The organism is Annamia dubia NIES-4383, from assembly GCF_055394725.1.
Window position 1 is genome coordinate 2,956,582 of record NZ_AP025630.1, and the last position, 16,222, is coordinate 2,972,803.

Annotated in this window: 10 protein-coding genes and 2 pseudogenes; 8 read left to right on the plus strand and 4 right to left on the minus strand. The window is 33.2% G+C overall.

Features of this window, described 5'->3' with window-relative positions; translation table 11 throughout:
* Positions 1-9 precede the first annotated feature (9 nt).
* Positions 10-816 carry an SWIM zinc finger family protein gene (locus Anndu_RS13330; RefSeq protein WP_464101672.1) on the minus strand — a complete coding sequence of 269 codons (807 nt, stop codon included), beginning with the start codon at positions 814-816 and terminating at the stop codon, positions 10-12.
* Positions 817-876: 60 nt separating this feature from the next.
* Positions 877-1,623: a M15 family metallopeptidase gene (locus tag Anndu_RS13335; RefSeq protein ID WP_464104099.1), complete on the minus strand. Its 747-nt coding sequence runs from the start codon at positions 1,621-1,623 to the stop codon at positions 877-879.
* Positions 1,624-1,950: 327 nt separating this feature from the next.
* On the opposite strand from Anndu_RS13335, the gene Anndu_RS13340 reads away from it, so the two are divergent.
* Complete coding sequence (locus Anndu_RS13340; RefSeq protein ID WP_464101673.1) at positions 1,951-2,733, plus strand: ABC transporter permease; 783 nt, start codon at positions 1,951-1,953, stop codon at positions 2,731-2,733.
* Positions 2,734-2,778: 45 nt separating this feature from the next.
* Positions 2,779-5,475 (plus strand): TIGR03960 family B12-binding radical SAM protein, encoded by a 2,697-nt coding sequence (locus Anndu_RS13345; protein WP_464101674.1) that lies wholly within the window; start codon positions 2,779-2,781, stop codon positions 5,473-5,475.
* A gap of 139 nt (positions 5,476-5,614) precedes the next feature.
* On the opposite strand, the gene Anndu_RS13350 is transcribed toward Anndu_RS13345, so the two are convergent.
* Complete coding sequence (locus Anndu_RS13350; protein ID WP_464101675.1) at positions 5,615-6,256, minus strand: hypothetical protein; 642 nt, start codon at positions 6,254-6,256, stop codon at positions 5,615-5,617.
* 111 nt (positions 6,257-6,367) lie between these two features.
* Here Anndu_RS13350 and folD point away from each other — a divergent pair, with 111 nt between their 5' ends.
* Positions 6,368-7,255 (plus strand): bifunctional methylenetetrahydrofolate dehydrogenase/methenyltetrahydrofolate cyclohydrolase FolD, encoded by an 888-nt coding sequence (folD, locus tag Anndu_RS13355; RefSeq protein ID WP_464101676.1) that lies wholly within the window; start codon positions 6,368-6,370, stop codon positions 7,253-7,255.
* A gap of 104 nt (positions 7,256-7,359) precedes the next feature.
* On the opposite strand, the pseudogene Anndu_RS13360 reads toward folD, so the two are convergent.
* Positions 7,360-8,420, minus strand: a pseudogene (locus Anndu_RS13360) (IS630 family transposase).
* A gap of 185 nt (positions 8,421-8,605) precedes the next feature.
* On the opposite strand from Anndu_RS13360, the pseudogene Anndu_RS13365 reads away from it, so the two are divergent.
* The 5 genes and pseudogenes from Anndu_RS13365 to Anndu_RS13385 all read left to right on the plus strand — a co-directional run bounded on the left by Anndu_RS13365 (position 8,606) and on the right by Anndu_RS13385 (position 16,179).
* Positions 8,606-9,630: pseudogene (locus Anndu_RS13365) on the plus strand (IS630 family transposase).
* Between the two features lie 22 nt (positions 9,631-9,652).
* On the plus strand, positions 9,653-11,146 hold the full coding sequence (locus tag Anndu_RS13370) for a WD40 repeat domain-containing protein (RefSeq protein WP_464101677.1): 1,494 nt from the start codon (positions 9,653-9,655) through the stop codon (positions 11,144-11,146).
* Between the two features lie 240 nt (positions 11,147-11,386).
* Complete coding sequence (locus Anndu_RS13375; protein ID WP_464101678.1) at positions 11,387-13,000, plus strand: CTP synthase; 1,614 nt, start codon at positions 11,387-11,389, stop codon at positions 12,998-13,000.
* A 172-nt stretch (positions 13,001-13,172) separates the two neighbouring features.
* Positions 13,173-14,123: a tRNA epoxyqueuosine(34) reductase QueG gene (queG, locus tag Anndu_RS13380; RefSeq protein ID WP_464101679.1), complete on the plus strand. Its 951-nt coding sequence runs from the start codon at positions 13,173-13,175 to the stop codon at positions 14,121-14,123.
* 334 nt (positions 14,124-14,457) lie between these two features.
* Positions 14,458-16,179, plus strand: coding sequence for a DUF3685 domain-containing protein (locus tag Anndu_RS13385; RefSeq protein ID WP_464101680.1), 1,722 nt, complete (start codon positions 14,458-14,460; stop codon positions 16,177-16,179).
* Positions 16,180-16,222: the final 43 nt, after the last annotated feature.

Below are 16,222 nucleotides of genomic sequence, written 5' to 3' on the forward strand. Positions count from 1 at the left end.
GAACAAAATTTAACTATTTAAAGCTGATTGTACCCCATAATTAGAAGCAGTTTGATAAGCTTGATTAAGGTATTGTTTCACTATTTTTGCTTCTTTATAAGGTAAGGGAATAGCACCTAAAATATTAACAGTTTTTTGGGCTTCAGGGGCGGGTGAAATTACTACTAATGAGGGATCAAGATTTTCTTGATATTGCCAAAATTCTCTTAAATTTAAGTTAACTTCTTGACTTTTTGCTGTGGTAATTTCCTGATTAATTTTAGGGTTTTCTTCTGTAATTTTAACTTCACTACGGTATTGACGTAATGCTAATAAAATTTGCTCTTTAGTGCGTCCTCTTAACTGAAATAAAATGAAAGGATCCTCACTAAAACGATCGGCTAATTGATAATAAATTGCACCGATATGTTTACAAGGATTAGCTTTATCAGGACAACTACAACGGGAACGAATATCTGATAGGGTAAAAGGGAAAATATTTAAACCATTTTGCGTAAAAACTTTTTCAATTTGATCGGGCATTTCCCCTGCTAAAAGTTGGGCGGAAAAAATGGCTTTTTTACTTAAACTTTCAATCACAAATTGCCAATCTTCATCGCTAAAATGTTCTAATGATAACTTTACTTGATAGGGTTCGGGATCGCTACCTTGAACCTTGGCTAAAACTTGAGATTCCACAAATTCAATGGATAAAATATGACCTTCTCTAGCATAAATTCTAGCTCTTTCTAAGCGTTTTTTAAAACGGTAAGAATCTAATAATTCTAACCATTTTTCTACCCACCATTGACGATTTTCTGTTTGATAATTTTCCATAAAAAATTAATTTTAATAATTATTAAATAACTTTCACATAACAAATCAAAAATAACAAAATTAATTTGATTTTTGTAAATTTTTAGCTTGATAAAAAGTTTCTAAACTATGGCGATCTCCCACAAAACGCCAATGCCAAGGCTCATAATTGACTCCTTGGGCATTTCCTTTGGGAAAAGACAACTCAAAACTATAACTAGACGCATTTTTTTCTAACCATTGGAAGGCTTCCGTATTTTCAAAATCTTGGTTTAAATTGGTGGCAGGTGCGTCACCATCACCAAGATCAACCGCATAGCCTGTATGATGCTCACTGTAACCAGGAGGCGCACTGACTTCTGCCCTTTTGGTGACTACTTGCCCCCTTTGCTCTTTCACTTTAAAAAAGAGTTGATTCTGTTCTTCAACGGTGCGAAAAGCAGAAATCAAAGTTAAATTTACTCCGTCTTTTCGAGCGGCTTCTTCCATTGCTAAAAATTTATCGGCGGCCGATTCTCTTAATTTAAAATTTCCATCGGAAGAAATCGCTTTTAACTCTGATTGAGGGGCTTCTTCATATTTTAAATGTCCTAATAATTCTTGCTGATTATCAGGATTATTATTGTTAATATTAGCTGAATTATTATTAGAATTAGAATTTTCTTGAGAAGAAATAGAAGGGCGATTCATAAAAATAATTGAAATAATCGAAACTAAAATTAAAAGTAAAGAACTCCCTAATAGCAGTTTTGATTTTTGCAGATTATTATTTCTAGTTTTTCTGACGGAAATTACACCACTGCGCAAAGCTTGTGGCAGATCATCCATTGTTTCCCCTAAAGACTCAATTTCAAGCTCCGGTTCAAATTGGGTTTCGTTATTCAAAAGTATTACTCCTACCGATCAATGGGATAATGAAAATTAGATTGATAATTAATTTTATTGTAATCTAAATCTTAACATATTCTTTAGCTTTAATGATCAACATTTTAAAGATTAGTCAAACTACAAAAATTAATTAGGATACTAATTTTTGAATCTTGATTTATTTAATGATTTAAGATTAATTAAATGTTTGGTTCTCGAACTTGATAACAAAAATACTATATAATTAAAACTGTTGTCAAATTATTAAAGAGTTTTCATTTAAAAATTTTGCAAAAATACTTTAAAGTTTTAATTTTGTTTTGGCAAACTGCCATTTTAGGGGAGTTAGAATATCGGTTAAATTTTGCGATCGCCGCTTTAACCAGTATTTTAAATTTAATTGGTAGTATTTTCGGTTTATTTTTATTTTATAATAACAATTATCAATTCAATGGTTGGAGTTGGGAACAGGCTTTAATTGTCTTAGGAATATTCACTTTATTACAAGGAATATCCGCTACTTTTTTAATTCCTAACTTGAGTAGGATCGTTAGACAAGTACAATTAGGAACATTAGATTTTGTCTTATTAAAGCCCATTAGTAGTCAATTTTGGTTATCATTTCGGGCTATTTCTTTATGGGGAATTACTGATATTATTTTTGGCATTTTATTAATTTTTTATGCCGGAATTAAACTTAAAATTACTTTAAGTTCTTATCTCATCAGTTTAATCCCCATTAGTTTTGGAGTGATTATATTATATAGTATTTGGTTTATGATGGGAGCAACCAGTATTTGGTTTGTAAAAATTTATAATATTACCGAAGTTTTAAAAGGATTATTAGAGGCGGGAAGGTATCCTATTATCGCTTATCCTGCGGTTTATCGGTTATTTTTTACCTTTATTATTCCCGTAACTTTTTTAACAACAATTCCTGCGGAAACTTTACTGGGGAGAAGTTCATTTTTAACGATTTTCTTATCGGGAATTTTAGCTTTTTGTTTATTAACTTTTTCTAGTTATTTTTGGAAATTTGCCCTCAAATATTATACCAGTGCATCAAGTTAAAGTTTTAAGGCTATAATAAATAAAAAACAGTCAAAAGTAACAAATATGAAATTAAAAATTGAAGAATTAATTAATACAGAAATTCTTAAACCCGCCCGTTATTTAGGTAATGAGGTGGGCGCAGTGCATAAAGACTGGGAGAGTGCTAATGTGCGTTGGGTTTTAACCTATCCAGAGGTTTATGAGGTAGGAGCATCTAACTTGGGTCACATTATCCTCTATAATATTATCAATGCTCAACCGAGACAGTTATGCGATCGCACCTATTTACCCGCTCCCGACTTAGCCCAAAAATTAAGACAAACAGATAATCCTCTGTTTGCCTTAGAATCAAAAAGAGATTTAAAAGAATTTGATATATTAGGATTCAGTTTAAGCTATGAATTAGGGGCAACTAATATTTTAGAAATGTTAAATTTAGCTCAGATTCCCCTCACATGGCAGGAGAGAAAAGAGGGAAATTATCCTTTTATTTTTGCAGGAGGTCAAACTGCAACCTCTAATCCAGAGCCATACTCTGATTTTTTTGATTTTATAGCTCTTGGAGACGGAGAAGAATTACTCCCTGAAATCGGTTTTATTATCGATCAGGGCAAAAAAAATAATTTAACAAAAGAAGAAATCCTCTTAGATTTAGCACAAGTTCCGGGAGTTTATGTACCATGTTTTTATGACATGGCCGCCGATGGCTCAGTACATCCGAACCATCCAGACGTTCCACCCCAAATTTTAAGAAGGGTAGCCACCCCTATTCCCGCCTATTCCATCGGTTTAGTGCCTTATGTGCAAACCGTCCACGATCGCCTGACAGTGGAGATCCGCCGAGGCTGTACAAGGGGGTGTCGTTTCTGTCAGCCCGGAATGTTAACCCGCCCGGCCACGGACGTTGAACCCGATCAGGTGATCGAGGCGATCGAAAAAGGAATGAGAGCCACAGGTTATAATGAGTTTTCCCTCCTATCCCTCAGTTGTTCCGACTATTTGGCATTGCCGGCCGTAGGCATGGAGATCCGCAACCGTTTAAGGGATGAAAATATCTCCCTCTCCTTACCTAGCCAAAGGGTTGACCGTTTTGACGAAAATATCGCTAATATTATTGGCGGGATCCGTAAAACGGGCTTAACCTTTGCCCCCGAAGCAGGTACACAACGCTTAAGAGACGTGATCAATAAAGGTTTAACCAATGAAGAATTATTAAGAGGGGTGAAAACCGCCGTTGAACAGGGTTGGGAAAAAGTTAAACTTTATTTTATGATTGGTTTACCCGGAGAAACTGATTTAGATGTGTTAGGAATTGTAGAAACTATTGAATGGTTACGCCAAGAATGTCGCATGAAAGGGCGTAAAAGATTAGATTTTAATATTACTATTTCTAACTTTACCCCTAAACCTCACACTCCTTTTCAGTGGCATTCTGTTTCTACAGATGAGTTTATTCGCAAACAAGAGCTATTAAAAACGGAATTTTATAAATTAAGAGGGGTAAAAGTTAACTATACTGATGTGAGAATATCAGCAATGGAAGACTTTTTAGGCCGAGGCGACAGAAGACTCTCGAAAGTGATCCGTAGGGCGTGGGAGTTAGGTGCTGGGATGGACTCATGGTGGGAAAGTGTGGACAAAGCCTTTAAAGCATGGGAACAAGCCATTGATGAGTCTGACTTAACATGGAAATATCGGCAGGTAGAAAAGGGAGAATGGAATGTTTTTGATCAAGTTTCCCGTAGTACAGGCATCTTGCCTGTGTCTGATGATCAAACAGCCATCTTGGCTGTGTCTGATGAGCAAACAGGCAAGATGCCTGTTATTACCAATTCAGAGTATTCTGAGCTTTTAGATGCTCCTTTACCTTGGGATCACATTAATACGGGTATTGATAAACAATGGCTCAAAGACGACTTACAACGGGCATTAGAGGCGGCGACTATTCCAGACTGTGCTTTTGATGGTTGTTCCCACTGTGGGGTTTGTGGCAACGATTTTGGCCATAATGTGGTTTATCCTGCACCTCCCATTCCTCAGTTTGCCGGAGAATTTCCCAGAGATCAGGAAAGGGTACAGCGTTTCCGAGTCTGGTTTGGTAAGTTGGGAGATATGAGGTTTGTGAGTCATTTAGATTTGGTCAGATTATTTGAAAGAGTTGTGCGCAGGGCTTCCCTTCCCATCGCTTTTACTAATGGTTTTCATCCTAGCCCCCGTATTTCCATCGCTAACGCCTTAAGTTTGGGGGCTACCAGTAGCGGAGAAATTATTGATTTTGAGTTAAGAAAACGCTTAGATCTTGATGATTTTACCGCCCGATTAAAAGAACAATTATCGGAAGATTTACCTGTTTATCAAGTAGAAGAAATCGGAGTTAAAAGTGAGGCGGCCACCCAATTATTAAATAAAGCCGAATATTTAATTACGGTAGAAAAACTAACAGATGAAGCTAATTTTGAAGACTGGCAAAATTATCTAAATTTAGTCAATAATAGTCAAGAAATACTGTTAGAAAAGAAAACAAAATCGGGTAAAATTAATGCAGTTAATTTGTGTGATCGCCTCTTTTCTTTATCATTAGAAAAAGTGATTGATCAACATCAAAGTATTTTGCGTTATGTGGGAAGTTGTCGTAATGATGGTACATTATTAACGGGGGATCATGTGGTTTATATGTTAAATAAAGTGACTAATTTTGAATTTAATTTAGTACATATTCACCGAGAAAAATTGATTTTAGATCAAAGCAAAAATGATTAAAAAACCAATCATTTTGAGCCAATTCTGATTAACTTAAGTTTCCCTTAAATGCCCCTTTTTAAGGGGCATTTGCTCGATCAATTATGTAGATCATAACTTTATAAAAATGGCATTTTTCCCCAACTTTGAAAATACTTTACTATTTATGAGGCATAAATTGAGGCTCAAAAGGTAATTTTCTAGGTTGGGGGTTTTCGATAATAATATTATCAGCCGTTGGTATTACCGCCGTTTCTTCTGGAGTGGGGGTAACGGGAGTTAGTATTACCGCCGTTTCTTCTGGAGTGGGGGTAACGGGAGTTGGCACTACCGCCGTTTCTTCGGGAGTGGGGGTAATGGGAGTTTCTACAACCGTAGTATCCTCTGCAATTGCTACAATATACTGATTAAGAGCTAAATTTTGAGTTTGTTTGATATAAAATTCCCCAATATCCTGACCATCTACCGGAATACTTTGATATTGAATTTCACCTTGAATTAAAACAATTTCGCCAATATTAGGTAAATTTTGTTCTGTTAATACCCAAATAATACCACTTTGATCCCTTAACGCATAAGCTCCTTGCCCCAATAAAGGCGCAATTTCCGTTACTTCTCCCGTTAAATAAATTGAATTAGGAGAAATTTCTTGAGTAATATGATCAATTTTTGTTACGGTAATAGTTTCTTGTGCTAAAACTGTTAAACTTTGTAACTTTTGTGTAGAATAATTAAGACCAATTATTCCACAGAATAATAAAGAAGCTAAACTAAATTTAAAAATCAAAACTTTTTTAATCATTGGTAATTAATTATTCATAGTTGGTGAAATAGCAATCTTACTTGTGATCATGTAATCTGCAAATGGTCAATTATAATTATATTAAATTATCACGCTTATTGAGATTATTCTATGTTAGAACAAACAGCACAAATTTTAGATGGCAAAGCCCTCGCTCATAAAATTCAGCAAGAATTAAAAGAGAAAATTGCAACCTTACAACCCAAAATAGGCAGGCCTCCGGGTTTAGCCGTCTTAATGATAGGAGATAATCCAGCTAGTGCAGTTTATGTTAGAAATAAAGAACATTCCTGTAAAAAAGTTGGAATTGCTTCTTTTGGAAAACATTTTCCCGCCGATATTAGCACACAAGAATTAGAAAATGTAATTGAACAATTAAACCATGATGATCAAGTAGATGGTATTTTAATTCAACTTCCCCTCCCTCCTCAATTTGATGCTGTGGCTTTATTACATAAAATTGCACCCGAAAAAGATGCAGACGGTTTACACCCCGTTAATTTAGGCCATTTAGTGCGATCAGAACAAGGCTTAAGAAGTTGTACCCCAGCCGGAGTAATGGCTTTATTAGATGAATATAACATTGAATTGGAAGGGAAAAATGCGGTGGTTGTAGGCCGTAGTATTTTAGTAGGAAAACCCTTAGCCTTAATGTTATTAGAAAGAAATGCCACCGTCACGATCGCCCATTCTCGCACTCAAAACTTAGCCGAAATTACCGCTAATGCGGATATTTTAATTGGAGCGGTGGGAAAACCGGAATTTATAACGGCCGATCTGGTCAAAAAAGGTGCAGTGGTAATAGATGTGGGGATCAACCGTCTTGAAATATCAGACGGAAAATCAAAAATTGTCGGGGATGTGCATTTTGAGTCCGTAGCCAAAATTGCCAAATATATTACCCCAGTACCCGGAGGTGTTGGCCCCATGACCGTAGCCATGTTATTACAAAATACCGTTTTAAGTTATGAAAATAAACTAAAACTTTCATCTAATTAATTCTAAATCAAGTCTAAAAAAAATACTTCTCAATTAAGAGAAGTGTTTTTTTTGCACAAATAAAAATTTTTTGTCTTTAAATTAATACCATTTACAAAAAGTAGCTACACAGATAAAGCATTAACAATATAATCCCAACCTGCTAAAGACAGGATAAAATCTTCTTGTAAATTATTTAAGATATTAGCTACTTTATTTTTGACATCATCTAAGTTCTTAAACCAGATATTTTTTAACTGTTGTTTGATATATAACCACAGTCTTTCAATCGGATTTACTTCTGGACAATAAGGTGGTTGAAATAACAAAATTATATTCTCAGGTACTTCTAACTTTTTGGCAGTATGACAGGGTGCATTATCTAACTGTATTATATGAACCTCATCGGGATATTCTTTACTAAATTCTGTTAAATATTTACCAAAGCATTCACTATTAAAATGAGATAGTTCATAGAAAAAACTTTTGCCATTTTCTACTTCGATTAATCCATAAAGATAATAATAGTCATAATGCCATTGTAATTCTTGTTCTGGTTTGACTCCTTTTAAAGTTATTTTCCTTCCTAATTCTGTTCTAAAACCTAATCTAGTTTCATCTTGACACCAGTAACAAATATTTTTAGTATCACCCCATTTCTCTTTTATTTGAGCTATTATGCCTTTTAATCTTATGGGTAAATACTCTTTAAATACGGATATTACCCCTTCATTTTGATACTCATGATAAGGACGTGGTACTTTTAATTTTGCCCCTAATTCGTATCTCACTAATTGATGTATTGTGGTATAACTTATCTCAATATCTTGACAAGTAAATAACCATATTTTTATTTCTTGGTAACTGTTAAATCCTTGAGGCTCACTTAATTCTTTTTGACCAGAGCAACTGTTTCTAGCTCTAGTTTTTTTGGTCTTCCTGTTTTATTATGTTCTTGTAATAATGCGTCTAATCCTTCCGTCTTATATAAGTGAAACCATTCGTAAATTGTTCTCTCACTACGCCCCATCATTACCGCTAAGTATCTGATCGTTTCAGCCACTTGAATTTTCCAAAGATATAAAGCTTGAACTTTGGCAAAATTCAAAGCTGTTTTTTGTTGTTTCATGAGATTTTTTAGTGTATCTGCTGATTCAATTACTTCTATTTTTGATATTCCTGACATACTATTGCTCCTGTTAATTTATTCCTATACTAACCCTGAACTTACTTTTTGTAAATGGTATAAGTTATAATTTAGCTTAAAAAAACTTACTAAGTCTTAACTATTTACCTATAGCAATCCTAAATAGGTCATAACAGATATAATATTAATTATAATCTAAATTCAAGGAAAAAAAAATGAACATTATTTCTGAGTTAAATGATTTTATCAATCAAACAAAAGAGGCTAAAGAAATAAAAAGGGCTTTAGCTGTCAAAATGATTTTAGAAGGAAAATCATACCATGAAGTAAAAGAATTATTACAAGTTTCTCATAGCTTTATTAGTATGTGGAAAAATCAAGCTCTTTTTTGTGGAGTAGAAAGCTTGAAATTACAGTTTAAAGGAACTAAAAGTGAATTAAAACTAGAAGAAAAGACCAAGTTATTAATTGGTTAAGAGAGCAAGAATATTTAAGATTATCAGATTTAAAAATTTATTTAGAGCGAGAATATAATATTATTTATAAATCCAATCAAAGTTATTATAGTTTGCTCAAAGAAGCGAAAATAAGTTGGAAAAAACTCAAAAAAGAATCCGGCTAAAAATGACGAATTAGTCGAAGCTAAAAAAAAAGAAATCAGTGAAAAATTAGAGATTTGGAAAGAAGAAATAGAGAGTGGAGAGCTTGTAGTGTTTATGATTGATGAATGTCATTTACTTTGGGGAGACATTTTAGGTTATGTTTGGGGAAGAACAGATCAAAGAATAGAAATTCCCATTAAAAATGAAAAAGCCGACAAACTTATTATGGGGCATTAGACTATCAAACTAAAGAATTTATTGTCAAAGAATATGAAAGTGGAAATACAGAAAATACGATCAAATTTATCAAGTATTTACTATCAAAAAGAAAAGGAAAAAGATTAGCAATATTTTGGGATGGAGCAACCTATCATGACTCAAAAGAATTTAGGGAGTATTTAACTATAATAAATCAAGATTTATTGGAAGAAGAATGGTTAATTACTTGTCATAAATTTGCCCCTAATGCTCCAGAACAAAATCCGGTAGAAGATATTTGGCTACAAGTGAAAAATTTTATTAGACAATTCTATCATTTATGTAAATCATTTAAAATAGTAAAGTGGCTATTTAAGTTTTTTGCGCATGGTCAAATATTTGATTTCCCCAAACTTTATCAATATGGAATTTTGCCACAACCTATTTAGGATTGCTATATAACTTAAGATTATGAAAAATATAAATACATCCGACAGTGTAATTTTACCTCTTAGTGGCTCAATGGTAGGTGCAACGGTTTATTCCACCGTAGGCGGTGCAGGTATTGTGGGCGGTTTTGGAGGTTTGGGTTTGGGTTTAGGTGCGATGATGGGAACAGGAGCGATCGCTGGATCTGCTCTTTATGGTGGGATCAAAGCAATAGAAGATGGTGATCATAGTGCTTTAGGTTTTACCGGAGTAGGTGCGATCGGTGGAATGGCCACCTATGCAGTAGTAGGGGGAATGGGCTTAAGCATGGGAGGCACGGCCGTGGGCATTGGCATGGGAACAATGGCCATGGCCGGAGGAATCATCGGTTTAGGAGTGTACGGCATTGCCAAAATGGTTGGGGTGGGAAATTCCGCACAAAATTATTATGAAAATGCTTATCTTTTAGGAAAAATAACTCAAGAATATGAAGAAAATAAGATGTGGCAAAACTTAGAATTAGAAGATGAATTAGAATATCTTAAATTAAAAGTTAAGCAAAAACAAAACCAAATTAATCAATCCTATCAAGTTAATTCAGCCACTACTAAAACTGTTCAAAAACCCACCATAATTAATCAAAATTCTTGGCAACATCACTATACATTTAAAGGACATAATCAAAAAATTAACGCCTTTGCTTTTAATAAAAATGGTCAAATTTTAGCTAGTGGCTGTGATGATCAAACTATTACCTTAAGAAATATTTATACAGGAGAAAAAATCACTCAATTTTTCGGATTAAAAAGCGGATGTTATGCCCTTGATCTACAAGATAATTTCCTAGTGGGAGGCAGTTTTGATCAAAATATTTCTTGTTGGAAAATAGATACTAAAAGTTTTGCCCAAACATTTATTAAACCTCGTATTAATCATAGTCATCAAGGCTCAATAACTTCCTTATTATTTAGCCCAACCGGAAAATATTTATTCAGTGGAAGTTCAGATCAAATGATTAATGTTTGGGAAGTATTAAACAGAAGACATATTACTACTTTAAAAGGGCATCAAAGTGGAATTACTTGTTTAGCTTTAAGTAGGGATTGTAATTATTTAGTAAGTGGTGATTTAGATGATCAAATTATAGTTTGGCAAGTTAAAAAACAATATCAAAATTATCATCTTAAAGGACATTTATCCACTATTACAGATTTAGTTATTTGTCCAGATCATCAAACTTTATTTAGTAGTAGTTTAGATTATTCCGTCAAAAAATGGGAGCTAAAAACAGGAGAATTAATGTTTTCATTTACACCCCATTCATCCCCTATTTTATCAATGGCTTTACATCCTAATGGTAAAATTTTAGCCACAGCCTCCGCTCAAGAAGTCAAATTATGGGATATTTCGACACTAGAATTATTAACAATAATACAAGGAGAAAACCCAATTATTTTTAGTCCAGATGGACAATTTTTAGTTACTGGAAGTCAGCCGGGAATTATTAATATTTGGAAAAAATTTAAAGCTCTGTGAGTTTGATTATGATAAATCAGTAATTTAATTATTCTGAATTGGAAAAATAATTACTTTTATATTCGTATTAAAAATTATTTAATTGATATTAAAGAAGTTTGAAGTGCGATCGAGCTTAAAGATTAAGGTTTTTCGTGCTTGTTTGCTATCTGCTTGTTAAAATTTCAGATTAATTGATGGTAAAAAATGTTAAATTTGATAGTTTGATTAAAATGATGTCAGTTCACTAAATTAAATTATATGAGTAAATTTGTATTTGTTACAGGTGGTGTGGTTTCCAGTATTGGTAAAGGCATTGTGGCGGCTAGTTTAGGGCGTTTATTTAAGTCTCGTAATTATTCCGTCTCGATCCTCAAACTTGATCCCTATATTAACGTAGATCCCGGCACTTTAAGCCCTTTTCAACATGGGGAAGTATTCGTCACGGAAGACGGGGCGGAAACTGACTTGGATCTAGGGCATTATGAAAGATTCACCGATACTTCCATGTCTCGTTTAAATAGCGTCACCACAGGCTTAATCTATCAATCTGTGATTAATAAAGAGCGTAGGGGCGCTTATGATGGTGCTACGGTTCAAGTTATTCCTCACATTACTAACGAAATTAAAGAGAGGATACAACGAGTAGCCCGTAATACAAACTCTGATGTAGTCATTACAGAAATTGGTGGAACGGTAGGAGATATTGAGTCTTTACCCTTTTTAGAGGCAATTCGTCAATTTAGGAAGGATGTGGGGCGCGATAATGTGCTATATATGCACGTTACCTTAATTCCTTGGATCAAGGCGGCCGGAGAAATGAAAACAAAACCCACTCAACATTCCGTTAAAGAGCTTAGATCCATTGGCATTCAACCGGATGTGTTAGTTTGTCGCTGTGAAAAGCCCTTAAAACAAGGAATGAAAGAAAAATTAGCTGAGTTTTGTGATGTTCCGGTAGAATCAGTAATTACCTCAGCCGATGCTAGTAGTATTTATGAAGTACCTCTGAATTTGGAAAAAGAGGGTTTAGCCACCCAAGTTTTAGAGTTATTACGTCTTGAACAAAGAGAGCCTAATCTGAGTCAGTGGCAAAATTTGGTCGACAAAATGAAAAACCCCCATCATAAAGTCACGATAGCGATCGTGGGTAAATATATCCAGTTAAGTGATGCCTATTTATCGGTGGTGGAAGCCCTCGGCCATGCGGCGATCGCCTGTGAGAGTGAGATCGAGTTAAAATGGGTGAACGCAGAGGATCTCGAGATTAATGGAGCGGCGGAATATTTACAAGGCGTGAGCGGGGTAGTTGTACCCGGAGGCTTTGGTATTCGGGGCGTGGATGGCAAAGTTAAGGCGATCGAATATGCACGAACTCACAATCTTCCGTTTTTAGGGTTATGTTTAGGGATGCAATGCTCAATTATTGAATGGGCGCGCAACGTAGCACAGTTAGAAAATGCTCACAGTGCCGAATTTGTCCCCGATACAGTTAATCCTGTGATTAATTTATTACCTGAACAGGAAGACGTGGTAGACCTTGGAGGAACAATGCGTTTAGGCTTATACCCTTGCCGTTTAACACCGGACACCCTCACCTATCAACTTTATCAACAAGAGGTAGTTTATGAGCGTCACCGCCATCGTTATGAGTTTAATAATGCTTATCGTAATCATTTTTTAGAAAAAGATTATGTAATTAGTGGCACATCTCCCGATGGTAGATTGGTAGAAATTATCGAGTTAAAAAGACATCTTTTCTTTATTGCCACCCAATTTCACCCCGAATTTAATTCCCGCCCCAATAAAGCCCATCCTTTATTTGTGGGCTTGATTCAAGCCAGTTTAAATTATCAATCAACAATTGATAATTAATATTTAATAATTGTTTAATTCAATGTGTAAAATAATTGTCAATTGTTAAACTAAATTTGTTAGACCTTACCCCCTAAAGCTTTAAAATAAAAGCAAAGGGGGATTATTTATTAACTTTAAGAATTAAAACAATTAGAACTTTTATCATTAAATATTAATACCTTAAATCTCAATGCCTAGCCTTAATCTTACTTCCCTTAACTCTAATTTGATCAAAGAAAAAGCCCTCAATTTTGGTTTCCATTTAGTAGGAATTGCCTCTGCCGAAATTAATTATGAGGATTTAGCTAATAAAAATTTACTGACTTGGTTAAATCAAGGTTATTATGCAGATTTAGATTGGATGAAAAACCCAAAAAGACAAAATATTTATGAGTTAATGGAAGATGTAAGCTCTATAATTTCCCTAGCTCTAAATTATTATACTCCCGATCAACGTCCTAATAGCTCTGAATATGGTAAAATTTCACGCTATGGTTGGGGGCGGGATTATCATAAAGTCATGACAAAAAAATTAAAAGCTTTTTCCCTCTGGTTAGAATCTCAACATCCTCAGATTACAACCCGTTATTATGCCGATACTGCTCCCATACAGGATAAAGTTTGGGCGCAAAGAGCAGGATTAGGTTGGATCGGCAAAAATAGCAATTTAATCACCAGAAACTACGGCAGTTGGGTGTTTTTAGGGGAAATTATCACTAATTTAAACTTAACTCCCGATCGCCCCCATACTTCCCATTGTGGTACTTGTAATCGTTGTATTACGGCTTGTCCCACCCAAGCGATCGTTAAACCCTTCGTAGTGGATGCTAACCTCTGTATAGCCTACCATACAATCGAAAACCGTAGCTCTGATTTACCTCAGAATATTAAAGAAAATTTACAGGGCTGGGTGGCTGGGTGTGATATTTGTCAGGATGTTTGCCCTTGGAATGAGCGTTTTGCACAGGAAACGGATGTCACAGACTTTCGCCCCTATCCCGACAATATTGCTCCAAAATTAACAGATTTAGCGCAAATTTCCCAAGAAAAATGGGATCAACAGTTTAAGGCTTCGGCCTTAAGAAGAATAAAGCCCCAAATGTGGAGACGTAACGCTCAAGCTAACTTGATCAATGAATAATTGATCGGTGAAAATTGACAGTTAAATTAATTAAAAACTTAAGAAATTTAATCATATTAAATAATAATTTTTTAACTAATTTCCCTATTTTTGAAGCCCTTAATAAAATCAGAAAAATTTTGTTAAGATATAACCAAAAATTATTATCATTGTATACAAAAAAAATAAAACTATATGTTATGATGCTAGAATTATTAAAAATAATAACAGTTAATCAAGATTTATTCCCATTAGATAATATTGATTTATAATTAGATCTTATTCTTATTTGCTTGATACTAATATTTGATTAGACATCCAAATTGTTAATAAAAATTAATTAAGTTTTTCATTTATGAATCAAGTTGCTATTAAAATTTTATTGTTAGATGCCGATCCAATTTTTGCTTTAGGTTTTGCCACAGCAATTAAAGCTTTTTCTCAATTTAATTTGATTGGAAATATTAATTCAATCTCGGAAATTTTGCCAATTTGTCAAAAAGAATTACCCGATTTAATTATTATAGATTTGATTTTAACTAATCATAGTCAAGAACAAGAATTTTTAAATTATTATCAGCAAATAACCAAAAAATACCCCAAAATTAAAGTTTTTTTATTGAGTAATAATTTTACTCATCCACAGTTACTTGAAGCAAAAAAAATCGGCATTAATGGTTATTCTCAAAAGGGCATTTCTTTAGATCAATTAACTTTAATTTTAAGTAAAATAACCCAAGGGGAAAATTATTGGCCTAATTTACAATTTAATTCATCTAAAAATAATCAGACAAATTTACCAAAAATAATCAATCAAAATTGGTTATTAAAATTTTATCAAACTGGTTTAACAGAAGTTAATCTTAATCTTCAAGAAATAGAATCTCAACTAAAAATTGATCATCTTTCCAATTTTAATTACCAATTTTTATTGGGTAGAAAAAGAGAATTATTAACAGCACGTTGGTTAATTAATCATCTTTTTCCCCAAGACTTTCAACAATTATTAAATCAAGAAAAATCAGTAAAACAAGAGCAATTAACTAATAACAATAATTCTAAAACTCTTAATATTAATAGTTCAAGTGAACCAATGTTAATATTTCCTGATTTAATTAATTTAGGTGAGCAAAAATCCAAGATTAAACCCATTTTAGAAACTACTTTTAATTTAATTAAAATTGACTCAGAAATTATTAATCAAACAGGTTTAATTTTAGAAATAGACATTTTAAAAAGTCAACCAAAAAAAGTTTTAATCTATTTAATTTTAAATAAAATTTATCAAAAATTAGAAGCCCTAAAATTACTGAAAATTGATAGTCAAAAATTATCGGAGCAAAATCTATTAATTTTAACTCAAATTTGGCAAGAAGTAACCTTTGAATTTATTTTACAAAATGCCCCCCTCTTGAATCAAGAACAATTAAAAAATTTGATTATTCAAGATACTTTTAACATTCAACAACAACTTTTAAATAAAATACCTTTAACCTCAGATCTATTGAATTATTGGATTTTAGAAAAATCAATTTTAATTGATCAAATTTCCTATAGTTTTAATACTTTTGAAGCTAATCAAAGAGCAGAAATAATTTTACAAAACTTAATTATTTTATTGGCCAATTCGGTCATTCAATTATTATTAAATCACTTTTCTGAACAGGAACAAATCAAAGATAAACTTTTAATAAATCTCTATTATTCATCAAGGGAAATGGCCAAATTTAGAAATATTGTTTCCAGTCAATATCGCCATCATAAATTATTAATTGAACCCCAAGCAATTTTTGAAAGTAAATATCAATTCTTTTATTTTAATCAGTGTAAAATTCAATCACTTTTTATTTATTATCCCCGCCAAAAAGAATTAGAAAAATTAACAGGTTTTCCTTGGTTAGTAACAATTATCCTTGAATTTAAAGATGCCATAACTCCAATTTTACAGACAATAATTACTTTTTTAGGTAAAGGTTTGGTCTTTATTTTAACCCAAATTATTGGAAAAGGGATCGGCTTAGTTGGCAAAGGAATTTTACAAGGAGTGGGCTATAGTTTACAAGATCATAAAAAATAAAAATTTACTTTATTTTCTTTTTTTATTTTTAAAACTTTTAGTT